The 21,138-nt window shown below is 60.0% G+C and carries 18 protein-coding genes; all 18 read right to left on the bottom strand.

What is annotated here, in order from left to right; translation table 11 throughout:
* Window positions 1-23 precede the first annotated feature (23 nt).
* Window positions 24-290 (bottom strand): hypothetical protein, encoded by a 267-nt coding sequence (locus ACZZ0A_RS04510; protein ID WP_007920062.1) that lies wholly within the window; start codon window positions 288-290, stop codon window positions 24-26.
* Window positions 287-1,576 carry a motility associated factor glycosyltransferase family protein gene (locus tag ACZZ0A_RS04505; RefSeq protein WP_007920063.1) on the bottom strand — a complete coding sequence of 430 codons (1,290 nt, stop codon included), beginning with the start codon at window positions 1,574-1,576 and terminating at the stop codon, window positions 287-289. The genes ACZZ0A_RS04510 and ACZZ0A_RS04505 overlap by 4 nt, the downstream gene beginning before the upstream one ends.
* 88 nt (window positions 1,577-1,664) lie before the next feature.
* Window positions 1,665-2,591, bottom strand: coding sequence for a ketoacyl-ACP synthase III (locus ACZZ0A_RS04500; RefSeq protein ID WP_007920064.1), 927 nt, complete (start codon window positions 2,589-2,591; stop codon window positions 1,665-1,667).
* Between the two features lie 226 nt (window positions 2,592-2,817).
* Window positions 2,818-3,870, bottom strand: a complete 1,053-nt coding sequence (gene pseI, locus ACZZ0A_RS04495) for a pseudaminic acid synthase (protein ID WP_095050171.1) — start codon at window positions 3,868-3,870, stop codon at window positions 2,818-2,820.
* A complete protein-coding gene (pseG, locus tag ACZZ0A_RS04490) occupies window positions 3,863-5,368 on the bottom strand; it encodes a UDP-2,4-diacetamido-2,4,6-trideoxy-beta-L-altropyranose hydrolase (RefSeq protein WP_463542573.1) in 1,506 nt (501 codons plus the stop codon). Before pseG ends, pseI begins: the two co-directional genes overlap by 8 nt.
* Window positions 5,365-6,060, bottom strand: coding sequence for a pseudaminic acid cytidylyltransferase (gene pseF / locus ACZZ0A_RS04485; RefSeq protein WP_123376260.1), 696 nt, complete (start codon window positions 6,058-6,060; stop codon window positions 5,365-5,367). The genes pseG and pseF overlap by 4 nt, the downstream gene beginning before the upstream one ends.
* Entirely contained in the window at window positions 6,057-6,677 is a 621-nt protein-coding gene (locus ACZZ0A_RS04480; protein WP_007920069.1) for a pseudaminic acid biosynthesis-associated methylase, read from the bottom strand. The genes pseF and ACZZ0A_RS04480 overlap by 4 nt, the downstream gene beginning before the upstream one ends.
* A 31-nt stretch (window positions 6,678-6,708) precedes the next feature.
* Window positions 6,709-7,866, bottom strand: a complete 1,158-nt coding sequence (gene pseC / locus ACZZ0A_RS04475) for a UDP-4-amino-4,6-dideoxy-N-acetyl-beta-L-altrosamine transaminase (protein WP_414916121.1) — start codon at window positions 7,864-7,866, stop codon at window positions 6,709-6,711.
* Window positions 7,863-8,864: a UDP-N-acetylglucosamine 4,6-dehydratase (inverting) gene (gene pseB, locus ACZZ0A_RS04470; protein WP_007920072.1), complete on the bottom strand. Its 1,002-nt coding sequence runs from the start codon at window positions 8,862-8,864 to the stop codon at window positions 7,863-7,865. The genes pseC and pseB overlap by 4 nt, the downstream gene beginning before the upstream one ends.
* 23 nt (window positions 8,865-8,887) lie before the next feature.
* Window positions 8,888-11,803, bottom strand: a complete 2,916-nt coding sequence (locus tag ACZZ0A_RS04465) for a glycosyltransferase family 2 protein (protein ID WP_463542572.1) — start codon at window positions 11,801-11,803, stop codon at window positions 8,888-8,890.
* A gap of 54 nt (window positions 11,804-11,857) precedes the next feature.
* Complete coding sequence (locus ACZZ0A_RS04460) at window positions 11,858-12,595, bottom strand: cephalosporin hydroxylase family protein (RefSeq protein WP_007920080.1); 738 nt, start codon at window positions 12,593-12,595, stop codon at window positions 11,858-11,860.
* 17 nt (window positions 12,596-12,612) lie between these two features.
* A complete protein-coding gene (locus tag ACZZ0A_RS04455; RefSeq protein ID WP_007920082.1) occupies window positions 12,613-13,683 on the bottom strand; it encodes a class I SAM-dependent methyltransferase in 1,071 nt (356 codons plus the stop codon).
* A complete protein-coding gene (locus tag ACZZ0A_RS04450; protein ID WP_463542571.1) occupies window positions 13,680-14,531 on the bottom strand; it encodes an NAD-dependent epimerase/dehydratase family protein in 852 nt (283 codons plus the stop codon). Before ACZZ0A_RS04450 ends, ACZZ0A_RS04455 begins: the two co-directional genes overlap by 4 nt.
* A complete protein-coding gene (locus tag ACZZ0A_RS04445) occupies window positions 14,528-15,754 on the bottom strand; it encodes a methyltransferase domain-containing protein (protein ID WP_463542570.1) in 1,227 nt (408 codons plus the stop codon). Before ACZZ0A_RS04445 ends, ACZZ0A_RS04450 begins: the two co-directional genes overlap by 4 nt.
* Window positions 15,751-16,311: a dTDP-4-dehydrorhamnose 3,5-epimerase family protein gene (locus ACZZ0A_RS04440; RefSeq protein ID WP_007920088.1), complete on the bottom strand. Its 561-nt coding sequence runs from the start codon at window positions 16,309-16,311 to the stop codon at window positions 15,751-15,753. The genes ACZZ0A_RS04445 and ACZZ0A_RS04440 overlap by 4 nt, the downstream gene beginning before the upstream one ends.
* Complete coding sequence (gene rfbG, locus ACZZ0A_RS04435) at window positions 16,308-17,390, bottom strand: CDP-glucose 4,6-dehydratase (protein WP_007920090.1); 1,083 nt, start codon at window positions 17,388-17,390, stop codon at window positions 16,308-16,310. Before rfbG ends, ACZZ0A_RS04440 begins: the two co-directional genes overlap by 4 nt.
* Window positions 17,372-18,145: a glucose-1-phosphate cytidylyltransferase gene (rfbF, locus tag ACZZ0A_RS04430; RefSeq protein WP_414893332.1), complete on the bottom strand. Its 774-nt coding sequence runs from the start codon at window positions 18,143-18,145 to the stop codon at window positions 17,372-17,374. The genes rfbG and rfbF overlap by 19 nt, the downstream gene beginning before the upstream one ends.
* A 782-nt stretch (window positions 18,146-18,927) precedes the next feature.
* Window positions 18,928-20,916: a calcium-binding protein gene (locus tag ACZZ0A_RS04425; RefSeq protein ID WP_463542569.1), complete on the bottom strand. Its 1,989-nt coding sequence runs from the start codon at window positions 20,914-20,916 to the stop codon at window positions 18,928-18,930.
* Window positions 20,917-21,138: the final 222 nt, after the last annotated feature.

The raw sequence follows: 21,138 nt of genomic DNA, 5'->3' as shown, positions 1-21,138 counted from the left end.
GCGGGCCAGTGCTGTCGGCGTGTTCAGACCGGGACACTTCCCAGCAAATCCACCAGCTCGTACTCCATAGAGTCAGCCAGCCCCAACCAGTCCTGGCGCTCCTGGCATTCGAGCATTTGCATTAACAGCTGCGCCCACACCTGCTGAACCTCTGCCGGGGCAGACGCTAAACATTGCTGGGCCTTTTCAAACACATCGACCATCGTCAGCGCCGCCTCGACATCGCGCCCGAGGCGAAACAAACCCGCACACTGGCGACATTCATCCTTGCAGAGGCTCAGCGTACTCATTGCACAAACTCCGGGTTGAAACCGGTACCGGCGATCAGCGCCCCGGAGCGGCTGCTGTTGAGAAATTCGACCTGTGGATGTGCAGCGATATAGCGCTCCAGCACACACAAATAACCGCGAAAGTTGAGCTGTGTGGTCACCCGCTGACCATGGCCATCGCGCACCCAATGCCGCGCCTGATTCACCGGTGGCCCCAGCTCGCCGTCGTTCCAGCCTGCATGGGTCTTGTTCATCGGGAAGGCGAAGTCAGCACCAAACAGCGTGATGCCGGTGGCACCCATCTTTACCGCCAGATCCACCGCCGGGTGAATCACACTGCCGCCCACGTGCAACTGCGCTCGCGGGTGTTGCTCACGCAGATTCGCGTAGATCGGACTCGCGGAATAACCACCGTAACGCTTACCCTTCCACGCCTTCAACACCGACGGATCGCTCATCGGCAGATACACCAGCGGGATGCCGTCGGACTCCTCGAACGGCAGATGGCGAAAGCTGATGCGCTGATCAATGCTCACCACCAGGTCAGGCACAATCCCGTGTTCGCGCAGCGGTCGATACGCGGTGTCGACACAGATGAACAACGGGCGTTCGGCGCGCTGACGGATTGCCGCCAGGCGCTGGTAGTGTTGCTCCAGCGTCGGCCCGGTGGCGATCACATAGACTTCCCGGCCGGCACAGGTGCCGAACAACTGCGCCACATCCGCATCGGCGAGCAGCACCGGCAGGCATTCCTGCAAACGCTGTTGAATCTGCGGTGACTGCGGATCGAAATCCCGATTGTTGAAGCTCAGGTGCACTTCGCTGACCAAGCGATCACGCACTTTCGCGTTGAAATCGTCGGCCAGCAGCATCTCGGCAGGCAGGGCAAAAAACGGCGTAAAAAAGTCTGGATGGTCGCCGGCGTAAAACAACTCGACGCGCGGATCTTCCAGCCAATGGCGCTGATCGAGCAGTTGCACCACCAGCGCGAACAATGCGCCATTGAGGATGTGCACGTACAGACGCTCAAGCCCTTCACGCTCCAGTAGCACGCTGGGCAAATCGCCGAGGCCGGTACCGTAGACATGCAATTGCGGCTTGTCCGCCAGGCTTGCCGCCTGAATCCGGGCTTCATGGATGCGGTCATGGCGACTGGTGAGCTGAACACCATTGACGCTGAGCGTCGAACCCAACCCCTGCACCAGTTCGGCCTGGACTGCCGCACTGTCTTCCGTCATCAGTCGTTCGAACAGCGCCGGCCAGCGCCGTTGCAACACCTCGGCATTGGCTTGAAAAAACTCGCTCATGGCGCCTCGCGCTCCCTCTTCAGGCAAAAAAATAGCGTTCAAGGTTAACCTTGAACGCTATTTTTGTATCCGCCGTTTTTACTCTGGCTTAAGGGCGATAGATGATCGCCGAGCCCCACGACAGACCGACACCAAAACCGCTCAGCGCAATACGCTGCCAATCGGAATCGATAACGTGTTTTTCCAGCAGCAACGGAATGCTCGACGACACGGTATTGCCGGTCTCGACCATGTCCTTGATGAATTTTTCCGGCTCGCCTTCGAAACGTCGCGCCACCGCATCGACAATCGCCGCACTGCCCTGGTGAATGCAGAACGCATCGATGTCATCAGCCTTGAGGCCGGAATCATCCAACAGTTCGTGCAAGTGTGCCGGCACCTTCAGCAGAGCAAAGTTGAAGACCTGACGACCGTTCATGAAGAACACGCCATCGGTGACTTTCAAGTGCGGCGCACCGGAACCGTCGGTGCCGAACTTGGCCTTGCCCAGCGCCCAGGTCGGATCTTCGCCCATCCACGTAGCGGTGGCGGCATCGCCAAACAGCATGGTGGTGTTGCGGTCTTCCGGATCGACAATCTTCGAATACGGATCAGCGGTGATCAGCAGGCCGTTCTTCAGGCCGGCGGCTTCCATGAAACCCTTGATCGCGTAGATGCCGTAGACATAACCCGAGCAGCCCAGGGAAATGTCGAACGCTGCCACGTTGGTCGGCAGACCGAGTTTGTCCTGCACGATTGCAGCGGTGTGCGGCAGGCCTTCTTCGTCACCGTTCTGGGTGACGACGATCAAGGCGTCGATCGATTCACGTTTCAGATCCGGGTTGCTGGCAAACAGCGCATTGGCCGCTTCCACGCACAGGTCGGAGGTTTCTTGTTCAGCGTCTTTGCGCGGCAGGAATGCCGAACCGATCTTGCCAAGGATGAATTCTTCATCCTTCTCGAATTTTGCACCTTGTGCGTAATTGTCCACGCCGGCTACAGGAACGTAGCTCGCAATGCTTTTTATGCCAATCATTACGGCTTCCCAATAAAAAACAGCCCAAGACCACCGCTCGCAAGGATTTCGAGGGGCGCCGACAAACAGAAAACGGCCGCCACAACGGGCAGCCACGGGGAGCGCAAAGGGCTATCACTGGAATCGAAAACGAGCCAGGCGCCATCTCCCCGATCAATACAATACAGTGAAGATGCGCGTTATGACTCGCAGGTCACGCTATTTTGCCGAATCGGTGCAGATCGGGTTATTCGACCAACGACCAGTCCAGCGGCGTGCCGCGCTTGATCGGCGCGCGGGCGCGGCGGCCGAGGACGGCGTCGGTGTGCTTGGGCGGCAAACCGAGACCGGGGCGAATGGCGCGCAGATTGTCCCCGGTAAAGGTGTCACCGGCGGCCATGTCGGCCGTGACATACAGCGAGCGGCGATAGACCAGCGACTTGCGCTCGGCCTCGGTAACGCCGTAATGCACCTGGCCCATGGCTTGCCAGGCGCGCTCGGTTTCCACCACCAGGCTAGCCATTTCCGCCGGTTCCAGCGAGAAACTGGCATCGACGCCACCCGCTGAACGGTCGAGGGTGAAGTGCTTTTCCACCACCGTCGCGCCAAGCGCCACGGCTGCCACCGACACGCCAACGCCCATCGAGTGATCGGACAGCCCCACTTCGCAACCGAACAACTCACGCAGATGCGGAATCGTGCGCACGTTGCTGTTGAGCGGTGTCGCTGGATAAGTGCTGGTGCATTTGAGCAACACCAGATCTTTGCACCCGGCCTCGCGCGCGGCGCGAACGGCCTCATCGAGTTCAGCGATGCTGGCCATGCCGGTGGAAATGATCAGCGGCTTGCCGGTGGCGGCCACACGACGGATCAACGGCAAATCGGTGTTTTCGAAACTGGCGATCTTGTAGGCCGGAACATCGAGGCTTTCGAGAAAGTCCACGGCGCTGTCATCGAACGGTGTCGAGAACGCGAGCATCCCCAGTTCCTTGGCACGAGCAAAAATCGGTGCATGCCACTCCCACGGTGTATGGGCTTTTTCATACAAATCGTAGAGCGAAGTACCCGCCCACAGACTGCCCGGATCCTTGATGAAGAATTCGCCCTCAGACAAATCCAGCGTCATGGTTTCGGCGGTGTAGGTTTGCAGCTTCAGCGCATGCGCCCCCGCCTTGGCCGCTGCCTCGACAATTTGCAGGGCGACGTCCAGGGACTGGTTATGGTTGCCGCTCATCTCGGCGATGATGAAGGGTGGCGCGTCGGCACCGATCAAGCGGTTGCCGATCTTGAAACTAGTCATGCGGGTGATCCTTCAAAACACGGGTGAACGCACAGGCACTCTGAGTGAACCCGGCGTCACGAAACACATTCAACGAGGGACGATTGTCCGGCAACACCCGAGCGGTGATGACCGTCAGTTGCGGCCAGTGCGCGACAACAAATGCCTCGCCACTGGCCAATAGCGCCCTGCCCCACCCCAGCCCCATCCGCCGTTCGAGCAGGTAAATAGAAACTTCGGCTTCAAACCCGCGCAGGTCATACCGCACAACGCCGACCGCGCCGTCATCCGCCTCGGCGATCAGCAGCAGGCGCTGTGGATTACGCAAACTCGCCGTCAGCCAGTTCAGGTGCTGCGGCCAGTCGATCACGCCGCTGTCCAGCGACCAGCGACGTACCGTTTCGGCATTACGACCATCGAACAGCAACTGCGCATCGTCCAGGGTCGCCGCACGCACCTTCAGCACCGCACCGGCCAGTGCCACCGCGACACGCTCGGCACCGCGCCCGTCGACCAGTTGTCGCGAGCGTTCGGCCAGGCTTTGGCGCAAATAATGATTGCCGGTGACAAAGCCGATGGCGTCGCGCAACTGCTCGACACTGACTTGCTCACGAGCGCCCATGAACACATGTGCGCCCGCCGCTGCCATGACTTCGCCGTTGGCCTGCTGATTGTTCGACACGGCAATACAGATCGTCGGCAGCCCCATCGCCGCCCGTTCCCAACTGGTACCGCCCCCGGCGCCGATAAACAGATCCGCTTCAGTCATGCGCTGATGGAAATCGCTGACGAAACTGTGCAGGCGCCAGTTCGGCCGCGTCTCGGCCAACGCCTGCATCTGCGCCCACGCCGGGTTCTCGGCACCGGCGACAAAATCTACCTGCAACTGTTTGAAATCAGCGAGCGCGAGCATCGCGTGATGAGTCTGCATGGCCGCATCGAAGCCACCGAAATTCACCAGTACCCGGCGAGCCGTGGGCTTGATCTCGATGGCCGGGCAATTGAACTCTTCACGCAGCATGGCGTAGCGCGGGCCCAGCAAGGTGCGGCACCCCTCGGGCAACAGCGGTGAGTAATTTTCACTGAGGCCGGACAAGTTCTGATTGAGCAAAAGATCAACGCTGTAGCGCCGGGTAGCCAGATCGTCGACTGCCGCTATGCGCTGCGCCCAGCGCCGGGCGGCGGTTTGCCAGTGATGATCGAGGCCGTAATGATCGACGATGATCCAGTCGAACCCGGCATGGCCGGCCAACAAAAGATCCAGCGCGTCGATGTCGGCCTGCCACGGCAGCATTGATTCGATGGCTTGCTGTGGGTCTTCATCACAATAGAGATCCGGCAACGCAAATGTCTCGAACCCTTCGGCGCTCAGCATATCGAGCCGATGCCCCGGCAATTTCCGGCAGGCAAACGCGACGTGGCTGCCCTGCCCGCGCAACACTCGCGCCAGCGTCAGGCAGCGGGCAATGTGGCCGCTGCCGATGGTTGGCGAGGCGTCGGCACGAATCAGCACTCTCATTGCAGCTCTCCACCCGCCTTGAGCGCGGCGTATAGGTATTCGGCGCGCTTCCAGTCTTCAAGGGTGTCGATGTCCTGCACCAGATGCCGGGGCAGAATCACCGGCAGGCTGGCTGGCGAATAGAGCACCTCGCCGCGCAACCACGCCTCACTGCGGCCCCAGTAGAACTGACCGGCATCCTGAAACGCTTCGGGCAAATCCTGCGAACGTGTATTGCGAAATTCCGGATACAAAGCGGTCAGCGCGCCCTGCCCGTCCAGCGTCAGCGCACGCTGCACCGGAAAACCGAAACTGCACACGGAAAACGCAAAGGACCGGTCGGGATGCTGTTCCAGTAACTCCAGTCCCTGATGCAGATAGCGCGCCTGCAGTAGCGGCGCCGTGGCGTACACACAGCAGGCGTAATCGAAGGCTGGCAGTTGCTGCAAGGCATGCACGATCACTGCCGCCGTGCCGGTGAAATCATCGGCCAGGTCTGCCGGGCGCAAAAATGGCGCCTGCGCGCCATGGGCTCGCGCGACATCGGCAATTTCGGCATCGTCGGTGCTGACCACCACCTGCTCAAACAACCCTGAATCCAGCGCGGTGCGGATCGAGCGGACAATCATCGGCACGCCGTCGAATGGCAAGAGATTCTTGCGCGGGATGCGTTTGCTGCCGCCACGGGCCGGGATGATTGCAACGTTGCTCAAGGACGTTTTTCCAACAGGAACCAAGTGATGTCGTCCGCCGGGAATTGCGGATCGCGGTGATAGGCAAAACCATAATCGAGAAGGTGCAGATCGGCATAGCGATCGAGCATCTCACCGGCAAAATCGCGCTTGAACAGCTTGCCGCTGTTGCCACGATAGGACACTTCCACCGGTGCCGGATTGTAATACTCGGCGATCAGGATGTAGCGCTGGCTCAACGCGTACAACTGCGCATAAGCGGTCGGCAACAGCTCCGGGGCCAAGTGAATCAGCACGCCTTTACTCAGGGTCAGGTCGTAGCGGCGCTCGCGCGGGAAATCGAACAGCGAGCCATGCCAGATCTGTGCAATATCCAACGCCCGTGCCTGAGCACAGGCGCTGTCATTGATCTCGACGCCGAACAGCTCGCAACGCGGCAGCAGTTGATGCAACGCCTGCAAATTGTTGCCGGCGTTAGTGCCCAGTTCGACCAGGCTCTCGATGCCTGCGGCACGGCTCAGGGCTTTGGCAAACAACGCCAGATTCGTCGCCACCAGCGGTTGGCCGACATTGCGCTCGACGTACTGGTTGCCGAACTCACCCTGCCAGAACTTTTCCTGCTCACTCAGATCACGCATGACTCAGTCTCACCCACCGCCACGGCGGCATTCATTCGGTCAGTCGACGCAATTGTTCGACTACATAATCCTGCTGCTGATCACTCAGCAACGGGTACAGCGGCAAGCTGATGGCCTCGGCGTAATAGCGTTCGGCCTCGGGAAAATCGCCCTCGGCAAAACCCAGATCACGGTAGTAGGGCTGCAAATGCACAGGAATATAGTGCAGGTTTACGCCGATCCCGGCGGCACGCAAGCCTTCGAACACCTGACGGTGGCTGAGGCCGATGCGATCGCTCTGCAAACGAATCACATACAGATGCCACGCCGATTGCGCCTCGGGCTGAGGGCTGGGCAGCGTCACCGGCAAGTACGCCAGCAGACGATCGTAACGCGCCGCCAGCGCCCGACGCCGGGCGATGAAATCGTCCAGCTTGCCCAGTTGCGACAGGCCCAACGCCGCCTGCAAATCGGTGATGCGGTAATTGAAACCCAGCTCGACCTGTTGGTAGTACCACGGCCCATGACTGGATTCGGTCATTTGCTGCGGATCACGGGTCATGCCGTGGCTGCGCAGGCGTTGCAGGCGCTCGGCCAGCTCCGGGCGGTTGGTCAACACCATGCCACCCTCGGCGCTGGTGATGATTTTTACCGGGTGAAAACTGAACACGGTCATCGCCGCGAACTCACCGCAACCGACCGGACGTCCGGCGTAACTGGCGCCGACGGCGTGCGAGGCATCTTCAATCACGGTGAAGTTGTAGCGCTCGGCCAGTTCGGCAATCTTGCGCATGTCGCAGCTCTGCCCCGAGAACGCTACGGCTACCAGCACTTTCGGCAATGTGCCGTCCTGTTCGGCCTGATCGAGCTTCGCTGCGAGGGCGAAGGCATCAAGGTTCCAGGTCAGCGGATCGATGTCGACGAAATCGACTTCGGCGCCGCAATAGCGTCCGCAATTGGCCGAGGCGAGAAAGGTGTTCGGCGTCGTCCACAACCGATCACCCGGCCCCAGGCCTGCGGCCAGACAGGCAATGTGCAGCGCCGCCGTGGCGTTGCACACCGCGACGGCGAAGTCAGCCTGGCAACGCTCGGCCATTGCCTGCTCGAAACGCTCGATGCTCGGCCCTTGGGTCAGCCAGTCCGATTGCAGCACCTCGACGACCGCATCGATGTCTGCCTGATCGAGGCTCTGCCGACCGTAGGGAATCATACCGAGAGCTTCGCGTGCAGATCGGCGATCTGGCCGACCGAAAGAAAATGCGGGTTGGTGTCGGAGCGATACTCGAAATCTTCGCTGACGACACGCCCCTGCTCACCGAGTCTGTCGACGGCGAAATCGACATCGACACTGGTGAAACGAATCGACGGCTGGATGGTGTAGTGATCTTCGAACTCAAGGGTCATCCGCGCATCGTCCAGCGGCACCATCAACTCATGGAGCTTTTCACCGGGTCGAATGCCGACGTTCTTGTGCGGCAAATGTTCAGCCATACCGCGCGCCAGATCGACGATGCGGATCGACGGGATCTTCGGCACGAACACTTCGCCGCCGTGCATCCGCGCAAAGCTGTCGAGGACGAACTGCACGCCGTGGTCGAGGGTGATCCAGAACCGCGTCATGCGTTCGTCGGTGATCGGCAACTCTTGAGCACCGTCGGCGATCAGCTTGCTGAAGAACGGCACCACCGAACCGCGCGAGCCGGCCACGTTGCCGTAGCGCACCACGGCAAAACGGGTTTCCTGCTCACCGGCAATATTGTTGGCGGCGACGAACAATTTGTCCGAGAGCAACTTGGTCGCGCCGTACAGATTGATCGGGCTGGCCGCCTTGTCGGTGGACAGCGCGACAACTTTTTTCACGCCGTTATCGATGGCGGCGGCGATGATGTTCTCCGCGCCATTGACGTTGGTGCGGATGCATTCGGTCGGGTTGTATTCCGCCGCCGGCACTTGCTTCAACGCCGCGGCATGCACCACATAGTCGATGCCGCGCATGGCCTGACGCAGACGATCGGCGTCACGCACATCACCAATGAAGTAACGCATGCACGGCGCGTTGAACGTCTGCTGCATTTCGTACTGCTTCAGCTCGTCGCGGGAGAACACCACCACGCGCTTGGGCTGGTATTGCTCGAGCAGTCGGGCGATGAATTTGCGCCCGAACGAACCGGTGCCGCCAGAGATGAAAATCGATTTACCGTTGAACATAGGTTGATTCCTGTCCGGCACGCTTAGGCGAGCAACTGTGCCCAATTGATCGAGGCATTTTCACCCAGAGTGAAACCTTTGCCGGTCAAGGCCAGGTTGGCGTTGTAAGCCGGATCCTGCGCGAAGACGCCGCTCCATTTTTCACGCAGTGTCGCCAGTGCTTGCGGCGCCTGCGGCAGCTCACCGGTATGCAGCACCTGCACCAAAGGCGTCCACACGGTGAGGTAACCGGCCTGACCGGCCTTGAGGCACAGGTCGACATCGGCATAACCCTCGGCGAACGTCACTTCATCCAGTCCGCCAAGGGCGTTGAACAGCTCTTTGCGCGCCATCAGACAGACCTTCGACACGGCCGAGTAATTCTGCTCGACAGTCAAACGATGCATATAGCCGTCTGCCGCGTGTTTTTCGCCGATGAAGGGCGAACCCACGCCATCGTTCAGGCCGAGAATCAGACCGGCCTGAGCAATCTTGCCGTCGCGATCGACCAGTTTGGCACCGACGATACCCACTTCCGGACGCTGGGCGTGGTTGAGCAGCGAATCGATCCAGTTCGGGTTGACGACTTCACTGTCTGCGGCCAACAGCACCAGATACTCACCCTGAGCCTGCTCGCTGGCGGCGTTGTACAGTGCGACTTCGCTCAGCGGCTGATCGGCACGCAGCACATTGACCTTGGCGTGGCGCAGCGTGCCAAGCCAGTCGTTGACCGCTGCCGATTGATTGGCGTTTGCCGCCAGCAACACTTCATAACGACTGTAACGGGTTCTGAGCAACACGCCTTCCAGGCAGCGACGCAGCACCGCAAGATCGTCGATGACCGGCACAATGATCGAAACCATTGGCTGTTCGGTGTGACGGTAATCGATCTGCCAGGTACCCGGCACCGTCGATGTGACCTTGGCCTTGTAGCCGCGATTACCTAGATGACGCAGCAACGCCTGGCGTTCATGGGCATTTTCTTCAAGCTCCGCCGCCCGAGTGATCAGCAGCGGCTCGTCGAGGTGCGCCAGGCCGTCAAGGCCACCCTGCTCAATGATGCGCAGCAACAGGTCAAATTCCAGCGCCTTACTGAAGTCAGCCTGATAACCGCCGGCTTCGAGCAAGACTTCACGACGGATCAACCAATGACGCGCCATCAGTGACGGCACGCTTTGCAGCAGATCCAGATTGAAACCGGGGCGGAACACGTCAACCAACGCGCCATTGTCCTTGCGCTGGACCTCGTCGGTGGCGACGGCACGCACCCCCTCGGCGGACATCAATTCCAGACTGGCGCGCAACAGGCCGCTGGCGGTGAACTGATCACCCGCCTCACCCAGCAGCAACCAATCGCTTGGCGACTGCTGAGCGGCCTGGTTGAGCTTGTCGACAAAGTTGCTTTGGGAGACTCGAACAAAGTGCAGCGTGTTTTGTGCAGTAGTCGCGGCCGGTGCTTCGCCGGTGGTGAACACGACAATCCTGAACGCTTTGCAGTGACCTTCGAGCAGGCTGTCGAGCGACACCTGCAACTTGTCGATGTCGTTATCCAGGTCGAGCAGGAAAATACCGAACTGCGGGCCGCCGCCTTCAGTCGCCAGATGCCGGCCAATCGACTCAAGCTGTTCGTTCGCCGGCGCGCGAGCCACCAGCCACTGCAACAGGCGGCCGGACTTCATTTTGCCGAAGACCGGCTGATGATCGTCGACCGTCAGCGTTTCGAGACGGGCAATCCACTCGTGCATGGCTTGCGCGGCGCTCTCGTCACCGACAACGTCCAGTTGCGCCGCCAGACGTTTGACCACAGTCTGGTTGAAGGCGTTGAGATCATGGGCCTGCCACAACCGGTCAACCACACTTTCCGGCGTGTCGTTATTGCGCGCCTGCAACAGGTGCGCCTGACGGGCCCACACGCCTTCCAGCCCCTCCAGTTGCATGCGACCGGCCGGCAGCGCGTGCAACATGAATTCGAACTGCTCCAGACGATCGAAGAATGCCTGGTTGTAAAACGGCATTTCGACATACTGCAGCGGGCCAAAACGACGATCTGGCGCCTTCAACGCCTGGTTCCAGGTCGATTCGAAAATCAGCTCGGCAGTCAGCGCACGCCCGGACTTCAGGCTGTCGGCCATCGCCTCGAAACTTTCCAGGGCAAAGGCCTTGGCCTGCGCGATATCCAGCCCTTCGATAGCGGTAGGCAGCGAGACGAGGAACTCGGCAAAAGCCTCTCGTTCGGCGACCGACTTGGCATCGACGTAGGTCAGCGAGTGATACACGTCGGTATTGTGCTCGGAGACGCCGTAGTTGATCTCGCGCACCACATAAGGAATCGGCAGGATGCGGGCCTTGGCACTGGCCAGCAGGTAGTAGACATGTCCGATTTCCTGCCACTGGAAATTGGTCCCCGGCGGCAACGCCGAATGCCAGTTTTTCATCAGGTCAGTACGGGTTACCGCGTAGAACGGCGGGATGTACTGGCTCATGTAATCGAGGACACGATCCTGCGCGCGCTCGGACGCATAGTCTTCCTGGACTTTCTTGTCGCGGCGGTAGTAGTTCACGCCATGAGCCAGTGACAGGTACATCAGGCAATAGCCGTGGCACATGCCGTAGTCAGGGTTGGCATGCAGGAAGCCGACGGACTCTGCCAGTGAATCGTGCAGGATGAAGTCGTCGTCGGCCGCCAGCACCATGTATGGCGTGGTCAGATGCTCGACACCATAGGCCAGTTTGGCCTGCATGCCCCAGTAGGCGAACTGCGGGACATGGTGGTAATCGACGGCGCAGAAGTCGCCTTCAGGTCGTTCGAGGGTCGAATCGAGCACCATGATTCTGCAGGACAAGCTGCTGTAATACTTCACCGCCCGGCGCAGGAACGCCGGACGATTGTGAGTAATCAGCACCACCGTCAATAGCTCGTTGAGCGGTAGCGCCAGTTCAGAACTGTACTTGCCTTGCATAACTTCTCTCCACAACCGGCGACTCGCCGAAACAACGCTTGGTGATGTTGCGAATTAACGGACGCGACGCAGATAGCCGTCCGGCGCCACGGTGATCAACAGCTTGTTCTGCAACTGCTGGTCGATCTCGAAATCCTGGTTCTCTTCGAGGTATTTCCACACAGCGGTTTTCGGGTTGTCGCCCGGGCCCCACGGACGATCCGGGAAGAAATCGGCCGGCATGTCTTCAACCACGGTGTCCATGACCACGCAGTAGCTGTCGACCGACACCAGCGGTGCGTACAGACGCAGCTCTTCCAGTACGTGATCGTGGGTGTGGTTGGAGTCGAGTACCAGAATGACTTTCTTGCCTTTGGCCGCAGCCTGCACCTGGGCGGCAATGCCGGCGTCGATGCTCGAACCTTCGATCATCTTGATGCGCTTGGCCATCGGGTGGCTTTCGATCGCTTCGCGGTTGTGCGGGCGAATGTCGAGGTCGATGCCCAGCACTTCGCCGTGGCCTTGCAGCTCCAGCAACGAGGCGTAGTAGATGATCGAACCGCCGTGGGCGATGCCGCACTCGATGACCAGATCCGGTTTGACCTGCCAGATGATCTCCTGCATGGCCATCATGTCTTGTGGCAGCTGGATGATCGGACGACCCATCCACGAGAAGTGGTAGCTGTACTTGTGCTTGGCCGATTCGTTGAAGAAATCGCGGGCCAGGCCGGTGAGTTTCTGGTCGTCACCCTGCAGGGCAATCTGTTCCCGGCACTCGGCTTCGAAGGCTTGGTTGATGCTGTTGTCGGTCATTTTAATAATCTCAAGGGTCACTGAAACGAAGCGCTGTCGACGGCGTGATAGACGTAGCGTCCACCGGTCATCCGCTTGATCTCTTCGAGGTAATTGGAATTCATCACAAACAGGTTGGCGCCTTCGGGCAACGCGTCCATCGCCTCTTGCGGCGAGGACACCCGCGCGCCGCTCAACGGCAGATAACGCCCCTGCTTGGCCGGGTTGATATCCACCACACGGTCCACCGCGACACCGGCACGTTGCAGGAACAGCGAATAGATCACGCCTTTGGACGAAGCGCCCCAGATCGCCGAACCCTGCTCGGGGGCGGACTGAATGATCTGCACGGCGCGATCGAGGCTGGCGGTGAAACCGTCAGGCAGGCTCAGGCGCGGCACCGGTTGATCCGGAGTCAGGCGCAAGGTCGACAGGTCGGCGACGATGTACAGGTATTGGCCACCGAACAGGTGACCGGCCTCGTGCACCGTGCCAAACAGCCGGCGCAGGTCATCGAGGCGAAAATAATTGACGTGTTCGTAGAACAGGTCGAACCAGGCTTTGTGCTCAAGAATCCAATCGAAGCACGGCACTTCGATGTAGATCTGCCCGCCCTGATTGGCGTTGGCGATTTCGGCGAGAAAGCTCAGCGGATCCTGAATATGCTCCAGCACATGGCGCAGGACGATGGCGTCTGCCGCCAGCCCGAGACCACGGGTGAACGGCGCCTTGATCACGTCGGCGTTTTCGCCTTCGTACGCCGGGTCGATGCCGGTGATCGAATAACCGAGGCCCTTGAGCAGCTCAAGGAAATAGCCTTTGCCGCAGCCGACTTCGATCAGTTCCTGACCCTTGAAGTGCTTGGCGATGATGCCTTCGACGTCACTCAAATGCTTCTGGAACTGGCCGGAATGCGCCTGCTCGTTCTGGTAATCGGCGTCGTAGCTGAGCTTGTCGGCGTCGAACGCGGCGTTGAAGATCAGACCGCTGCGCTCGTCCTGCACCAACAGCATGTCGGCACTGGCCGAGGCCTGCGCCGACGCGGGATCGGCAAAGGTGCGGTTCTGCAGCACCGGTAGGTCAGTAACCCGATACAACTCGTGCCTCATTGCGGCTCTCCCAGTAACTGTTGCAAACGCTCGGTCACCGCCCAGAACGCCAGCGGTTCGTGGGTTGGGTATGGGTAGTGGCCGAGGTTCAGATGCAGCGACACGTCGCGTTCGCGCAGGCGTTGTTCGACCAACGCGCGCACGGACACCGGTTGGCCGCTGGCGCAATTGATCACGCCGTTGAAGTCGGTTTTTTGCAGGATCGCGGCGAGGTAGCCGGCAGCGCGTTCAATCGGCAGAAAATCGCGCAACTGCTCACCGGCGGACATGTTGAACGACGCCTCACCGGCATCGATCGCCCGGTCCAGCGCGGCCAACAGACTGTTGGGGTTTTGCCCTTCGCCATGCAGATAGAACAGGCGCGCCCACTGCAAAGTGAACGGCAACTCCTGCTGCAGGTTTTGCAGAAACAGGTGCAGCGTGTGCTTGGCCAGACCGTAAGGATTGCTCGGCTTCGGCTCGGTGCTTTCGCTGAGTGGCCCACTTTGCATGCCGTACTCGAAACAGGTGCCGGTCACCAGCACCTGCTGCACGCCCGCCTCGACCGCGCTTTTGATAAAGCGGTAATCGGCCATCAGGTTGTGCTCCAAATGGAACAGCGCCCGGTAGTTCGGCAAGCCCGGCCAGGCCAGATGCGCCAGTGCATCGATACCCGCGGTCAACGCGTGGATATCGAGATCGGCGGCGTGAATATCCGCTGCGATGAACTCGACGTCGTTGATCCACGGCATGCCTTGCGCCGTTTCTGGGTTGCGCGCCACGGCGCGGATTTCACAACCACGCGCCAGCAATGCGGCAACCAGATGCCGGCCGACAAAGCCTGTGGCTCCGGTGACCAGAACCTTCACAGCACTTTCAACTCAGGCACGGCGATCACGAAGCGGCCGTCCCACCGACGCACTTGCGCCAGTTGCTGACTGACTTCGTGCAGCAGGTTCCACGGCAGCACCAGCACGTAATCCGGTTTTTCGAGATCAATCTGCGCCGGCGCCACAATCGGAATGCGGCTACCCGGCAGGAACTTGCCCTGCTTGTGCGGATTGGCATCGGCGACCCAGGCCAGCAGGTCCGGTTTGACCCCGGCGTAATTGAGCAAGGTGTTGCCTTTGGCCGCCGCGCCATAACCGACCACACGTTTACCGTCAGCCTTGGCCTGCAACAGGAAACGCAGCAGTTCATGCTTGATGCGTTCAGCGGCGGGCGCGAGGGTCGCGTAGTACTCGGCGGTTTTCACCCCGGCATCCAGTTCGGCTTGCAACTGTTGTTGCACCGCCGCTTGTACCGCGCGGCGCTCGCCGTCCTTGCGCTGGACGAATACACGCAACGAACCGCCATGGGTGGTTAGTTGGCTGACGTCGAACACTTCCATGCCATTGCGCTCGCACAGGGTCTGCACGGCGGTCAGCGACAAGTAGGAATAGTGTTCGTGATACAGCGTGTCGAACTGCGCGCCGGCCATCAGTGTCAGCAGTTGCGGGAATTCGAAAGTGGCCACACCGGTCGGCTTGAGTAGCGTCGCGAAACCGCCGAGGAAATCATTGATGTCCGGCACATGCGCGAGCACGTTGTTGGCCGCCATCAGATCGGCGCCCCAGCCTTCGGCTTGCAACTGCTCAGCAGTCTCACGACCGAAGAACAGTTCACGAATTTCCAGGCCTTTTTCCCGAGCCGCTTGCGCGGTGCTGCGCGTTGGTTCAACACCGAGGCACGGAATGCCCCGGCCCGCCACGTATTGCAACAGGTAACCATCGTTGGCGGCGACTTCCACCACACGGCTATCGGCGGTCAGGCCAAAGCGCTCGACCATCTCGGCGACATAGCGCTCGGCATGAGCCAGCCAGGTGCTGGAGAACGAACTGAAGTAAGCGTACTCGGCGTCGAACAGGCTATCGGCGCTGGTGTAATCCTCGGTCTGCACCAGCCAGCATTGCTGGCACACGGCGACCTTCAGCGGCACCCACTGCTCGGCCTGTTCCAGGCGATCGGCGTGCACGTAGGCGTTGGACGGTGGCGAGGTGCCGAGGTCGATCAGCGGCAGGCTCAGCGGTGCGGCGCACCCACGGCAGTTCATAGACGCACTCCAGCAAAGTGTTGATCGAGCGCGGGATGGCTGGAATCACGCGCTGACAAATTATTGACAGGCAACGGCCAAGCAATCGCCAGCCGTGGATCGTTCACCGACAGACCGCCCTCGTGCTCCGGCGCGTAATCGACGCTGTGCAGGTAAAGCAGTTCGGCGTCCTCGGTGAGGGTCTGGAAACCATGGGCGAAACCGGCCGGGATCAACAGGCTGCGGCCATCGCCAGCCTTGAGGTGCTCGGCGTGCCAGTGCAGAAACGTTTCGGAGTCAGGACGCAGATCCACCGCAACGTCCCACACTTCACCGCGCAGACAGGTGATCAATTTGGCTTCCGGCGCATTGGCATTCTGATAATGCAGACCGCGCACACTGCCCTTTTCACGGGTGCAGGAATGGTTGATCTGACGGATATGGAACTCAGCGCCGAACGCACTCAGGCTGCCTTCGCAAAACAGCCGAGCGAAGTGCCCGCGCTGGTCTTCGAAACGTTTGTGCTGAACGCTGAACAACCCGGCCAGCGGCAACGCCTTCAGGGAAAACTCGCTCACAGCGCGCCTCGGTACAGGTTCAATTGGCCGAGGGTGACGCTGCGCATGTCATCGCCGTTCTGCCACGCCAGGTGCCAGTCGAGGGTCTGCGTCAGGCACTGCTGCAAGGTCCAGCGCGGCTGCCAGCCGAGTACCTGGCGGGCGCGGCTGCTGTCCAGACGCAGCAGGCCGGCCTCGTGCAGTTCGCTTTTCTCGATGCGCAAACCGCGCGCCTGCGGCCAGCGGCTGGCAAGCAATTCAACCACTTCGCCGACGCTGCACATGTCCGCTTCGCCCGGGCCAAAGTTCCACGCCCCGGCGTATTCCGGGCCTTGTTCGTAGAGGCCGGCGGCCAGTTGCAGGTAACCGGCCAGCGGCTCCAGCGCGTGCTGCCACGGGCGTACGGCTTGCGGATAGCGCAGGGTCACCGGTTCGTCGGCGGTCCACGCTTTGAGCACGTCGGGAATCAGTCGCTCAGGAGCGAAGTCACCGCCGCCCAAGACGTTGCCGGCACGCGCCGTGGCCAGGGCCAGACCGTGTTCGGCGTATTTGTCCGCCGGGAAAAACGACGCGGCATAAGACTGTGCGAGCAATTCACAGCAAGCCTTGCTGCTGCTGTAAGGATCGTGGCCACCGAGGGCTTCGTCTTCGCGGTACGGCCACAGCCATTCCTTGTTGGCGTAGACCTTGTCGGTGGTGACCAGCACGCAGGCACGCACGCAACCGACCTGACGAATCGCTTCGAGCAGATTCAGCGTGCCCATGACGTTGCTGGAATAGGTCCCGAGTGGATCGCGATAACCTTCGCGCACCAACGGCTGCGCGGCCAAGTGCAGCACGATCTCCGGCTCGGTGTCGGCGATGATTTCCAGCAAGGCGCCGAGATCACGCAAATCACCACGCTGATCGTTGATGCCTTCGTGCACGCGCGCCAGTTCAAACAGGCTCGGCTCGGTCGAAGGATCAAGGGAGAAACCGCTGACTTGCGCGCCGAGACTTTGCAGCCACAGGGTCAGCCAACTGCCTTTGAAACCGGTATGTCCGGTGACGAGAACGCGTTTGCCGCGCCAGAAATCCGCACTCAGGCCCATTGCTTCCATGGGGCCTCCCCGCTCAGCCACAGCGCTTCGAGGTGGTTCTTGTCGCGCAGGGTGTCCATCGGGTGCCAGAAGCCTTCGTGCTCAAAGGCTTTCAACTGTTCGTCGGCCGCCAGACGCGCCAGCGGCTCGGCTTCCCAAGTGGTAGCGTCATCGGCGATGTACGGCAGCACTTTTGGCGAGAGCACGAAGAAGCCACCGTTGATCCAGCCACCGTCACCACGAGGTTTTTCGGTAAAGCCCAGCACTTGATCGCCTTGACGCTCAAGCGCGCCGTAACGACCCGGCGGTTGCACAGCGGTGACGGTCGCCAGACGACCGTGAGCTTGGTGGTAATCCACAAGCTGAGCGATGTTGATATCGGAAACGCCGTCGCCATAGGTGAAGCAGAACGCCTCTTCATCCTGCAGATAACGGCCGGCCCGCAGCAGCCGGCCACCGGTCATGGTTTCCTCACCGGTGTCAATGAGCGTGACGCTCCACGGCTCGCTGTAATTCTGGTGCACATCCATGCGGTTCTCGCGCATGTTGAAGGTGACGTCGGAGGTGTGCAGGAAGTAGTTGGCGAAGAAGTCCTTGATCGCATAGCCCTTGTAGCCGAGGCAGATCACGAAGTCATGAATCCCGTGGGCGGAATACTGCTTCATGATGTGCCAGAGAATTGGCTTGCCGCCGATCTCGATCATCGGCTTGGGCTTGAGGTGCGACTCTTCACTGATGCGCGTGCCGAGGCCACCCGCCAAAATAACTGCCTTCATCGTCTCCCCTCTTGTTCTACACCGGGCTGCGCGCCGCTTTCTTGAGCTTTGCGGGCCTTCTGGCTAAACCTTTTGCCGATCCGTGCGCCGCTGGAGTGACCGCGAGCGCTCGTTTTATGGCGATTTACAGGGGACTTGCAGGAAACGCGCCAGCTCCACAAGCCCCTCACCCTAACCCTCTCCCAAAGGGAGAGGGGACTGACCGTTGTGTTTGGGCGAGGTACGCCGACGTGCGATACCGAGTCGAACTCAGGCTTTGAAATGCACACAAACCGGCCTCCTCGACCTCCGGGAGAGGGCTGGGGCAGCGGGAAAACCCACCACAAATCAAAAGCCGAACACCCGAGCTCCTCACCACTCAATAGGCCGAGTGTCAGCTCGCCTGCTCTTGATCTTGATCCACGGGCGACGTCGGAAGGCTGAGTGGAGGGATTGATCCGGGCGTGGGAGCGCAGCGACCGTTTGGCGCAGCCAAACACAGCGAGAGGAGGTGCAGCGAAGCAAACCGTAGGCGCTGCGCCCGGATCGATCCCGCAGCGAAGGAACCCCGAGCCCCAGCGAGCGGGCCGCACGTAGGAGCAAGCCTTTTGGGTTACCTTTTCGGCGTTTGGAAAAGGTGACCCGCCGTAAGGGCGGAACCCTGATCAGCAACACCCGCAGCAACGGATACACACCCACCCCCAAGAGCATGGTCGGCCCAAAGGCCGCCAAGCCCCAGACAAAAAAAGGGATGAACCCAAAGATTCATCCCTTTCCACAAGCCAGATCAACAATGCAGACGATTACCCAAACATGGCAAACCCATCACCACTAACCGGCACCTCAAAAGCCTGACCATCGGCAGTCTGAAGGTGCTCGATGTTGTTGAACCCGGCGTACCAGCCCGCCAGTTTCACGCCGTTGTCCGGCACACCAGTGCTACCGTCATTGGCACTGTGCAAATAAGCGTCATCACCGATGCGGGTAACGTTCAACTGGCTGGCGTTGGCGATCGTGTTGAGGATCAGGGTGTCGTTCAGATCCCAGCCCTCATCCTGGATCGTCACCAGGCCGGTGGTGTTGACCACGTAGGTGTCATCGCCCTGACCGCCATAGGCACTGCCGCCGGAGGTCGACTGACCGGCCAGATTGAGGATCAGCAGGTCGTCGCCTTCGTCTCCTGTCAACGTGTAGTGGCTACCAGTGCCGGTGATCACGTCATTGCCTTGACCGCCATGGGCGAGGCCACGGCCGAGCGTAATGATGTCATTGCCCTCATCGCCGCTGACCCACGTGAACAGATCGTCGCGCGCAGCAACGATGACATCATCACCCGCACCACCGGACAAGCTGTCGGACTGCCCCGCAACGTCGAGACCTGAAGCCAGACCGCCGTAGATGTGATCGTTGCCATCGCCACCCTGAATCTGGTCGTCGCCCGCGCCGCCTTCAAGAATGTTATCGCCCCAGTCGCCCTCAAGAACGTCATTGAACTGGCTACCACGCAAGCCTTCGATATCGATGTAAACATCGTGGAACGCAATACCACTCTGCACGCCCCATTTCAGCGAAGCGCTCAAGCCTTCGCTACTGTCGTCATAGCTGACGATGTCGATACCAGCGCCACCCTCAAAGTTATCGGCACCCGCACCGCCCAACAGCACATCATTGCCGGCGCCGGAGACGATGGTGTTGTTCTCGTCATTGCCGTAGCCAACGAAGTCAGCGCTGCCGGTATACGTCAGATGTTCAACGAACGCACTCAGTCTCAACTCGGACAGGCTGGTGTACACGCGATCGGTCCCCCCCATGTAGCCTTCGATTTCCTCGACGGTCACACCGGTGCTGTTGATTGTGTAGACATCGTCACCGCCACCGCCAGCGACGACCACACCACTGGTGTTCACGGTGAAGTGGTCGGCATCGGTGGAACCAATAACCTCTTCCACATTAATCAGCGTGTCGCCCGCCGCGTTGACACCGCCGCCGATCAAAATGTTGACCGGATCGAAAGCGTAGCGATAACTCACGGTGTCATGGCCGTCACTACCGTCGATGCTCATAAAGTCTTTGTGACGATAAATCACATCATCGAAGCCCGAACCCTGCAGCGCTTCAATGCCGGTGAAGGTGTCACCGTAGGCAATGGTCAGCCCGTCAAAGTTGGCAAAGTCTTCGACTCTCACGCCTTCAAGACTGTCGCTATAGCTGACCGTATCGTAGCCATTACCACCAACGAAGTGATCGGCACCATCCCCACCCCACAGCCAGTCGTTACCGGCACCGCCAATGATTTCGTTGTCACTGGCATTGCCGTAAGCCTTGAAATCGCCGGTGCCGGTGAAGGTCAGCTTTTCAATGAACGGGTCCATCTTGAGGGTGTTGAGGCTGGTGCGCAGTTCGTCATAACCCGCATTGTCTTCCTCGACAATTGCCACACCCTCACTGTCGACGATGTACAGATCATCCCCGACGCTACCCTCGAACGTCACACCGCCGACCGAACTGGTAAACGTATCGTTGTGGAACGTACCGAAGACTTTCTCGACACCGATGAGGGTGTCGACCTTGCCTTCAGCCCCTGCGACAGTCGTGGCATCTTTGCCGAACTCGACACTGACACCCGACGACATCGCGTAATAGGTCGCCGTGTCGAACCCTTCTCCGCCATCCAGCACATCAGAACCTGCACTGCCGATCAGTACATCATCCGACTCCAGTCCATAGAGTTCGTCATTATCGTCGGAGCCCAAGAGGACATCCGCTTCACTCGTTCCATTCACTACTGACATTTGCGTCTTCCTTGCGTTGTTGTTGAAAGCGGTTCTGTCGGCAGAGAGAGACCGTTCAAGCGTGCAATCCCTGCCGGATGAGTAAACGAATAAAGAGGTATCGACTGCAAAAACCCAAACCTTGAGCCTGCACACGAGAAAGTGTCGACGGGTGTGTAAGAAGGTTTCTCCAGAGACAAGAAAGGGCGAACCCGGAGATCGGGTTCGCCCTCAGCAGTATTG

It is taken from the genome of Pseudomonas sp. AC242, from assembly GCF_979258655.1.
Note: the sequence above shows the minus strand (reverse complement) of the source record. Positions and strands in the feature narration are given on the sequence as shown.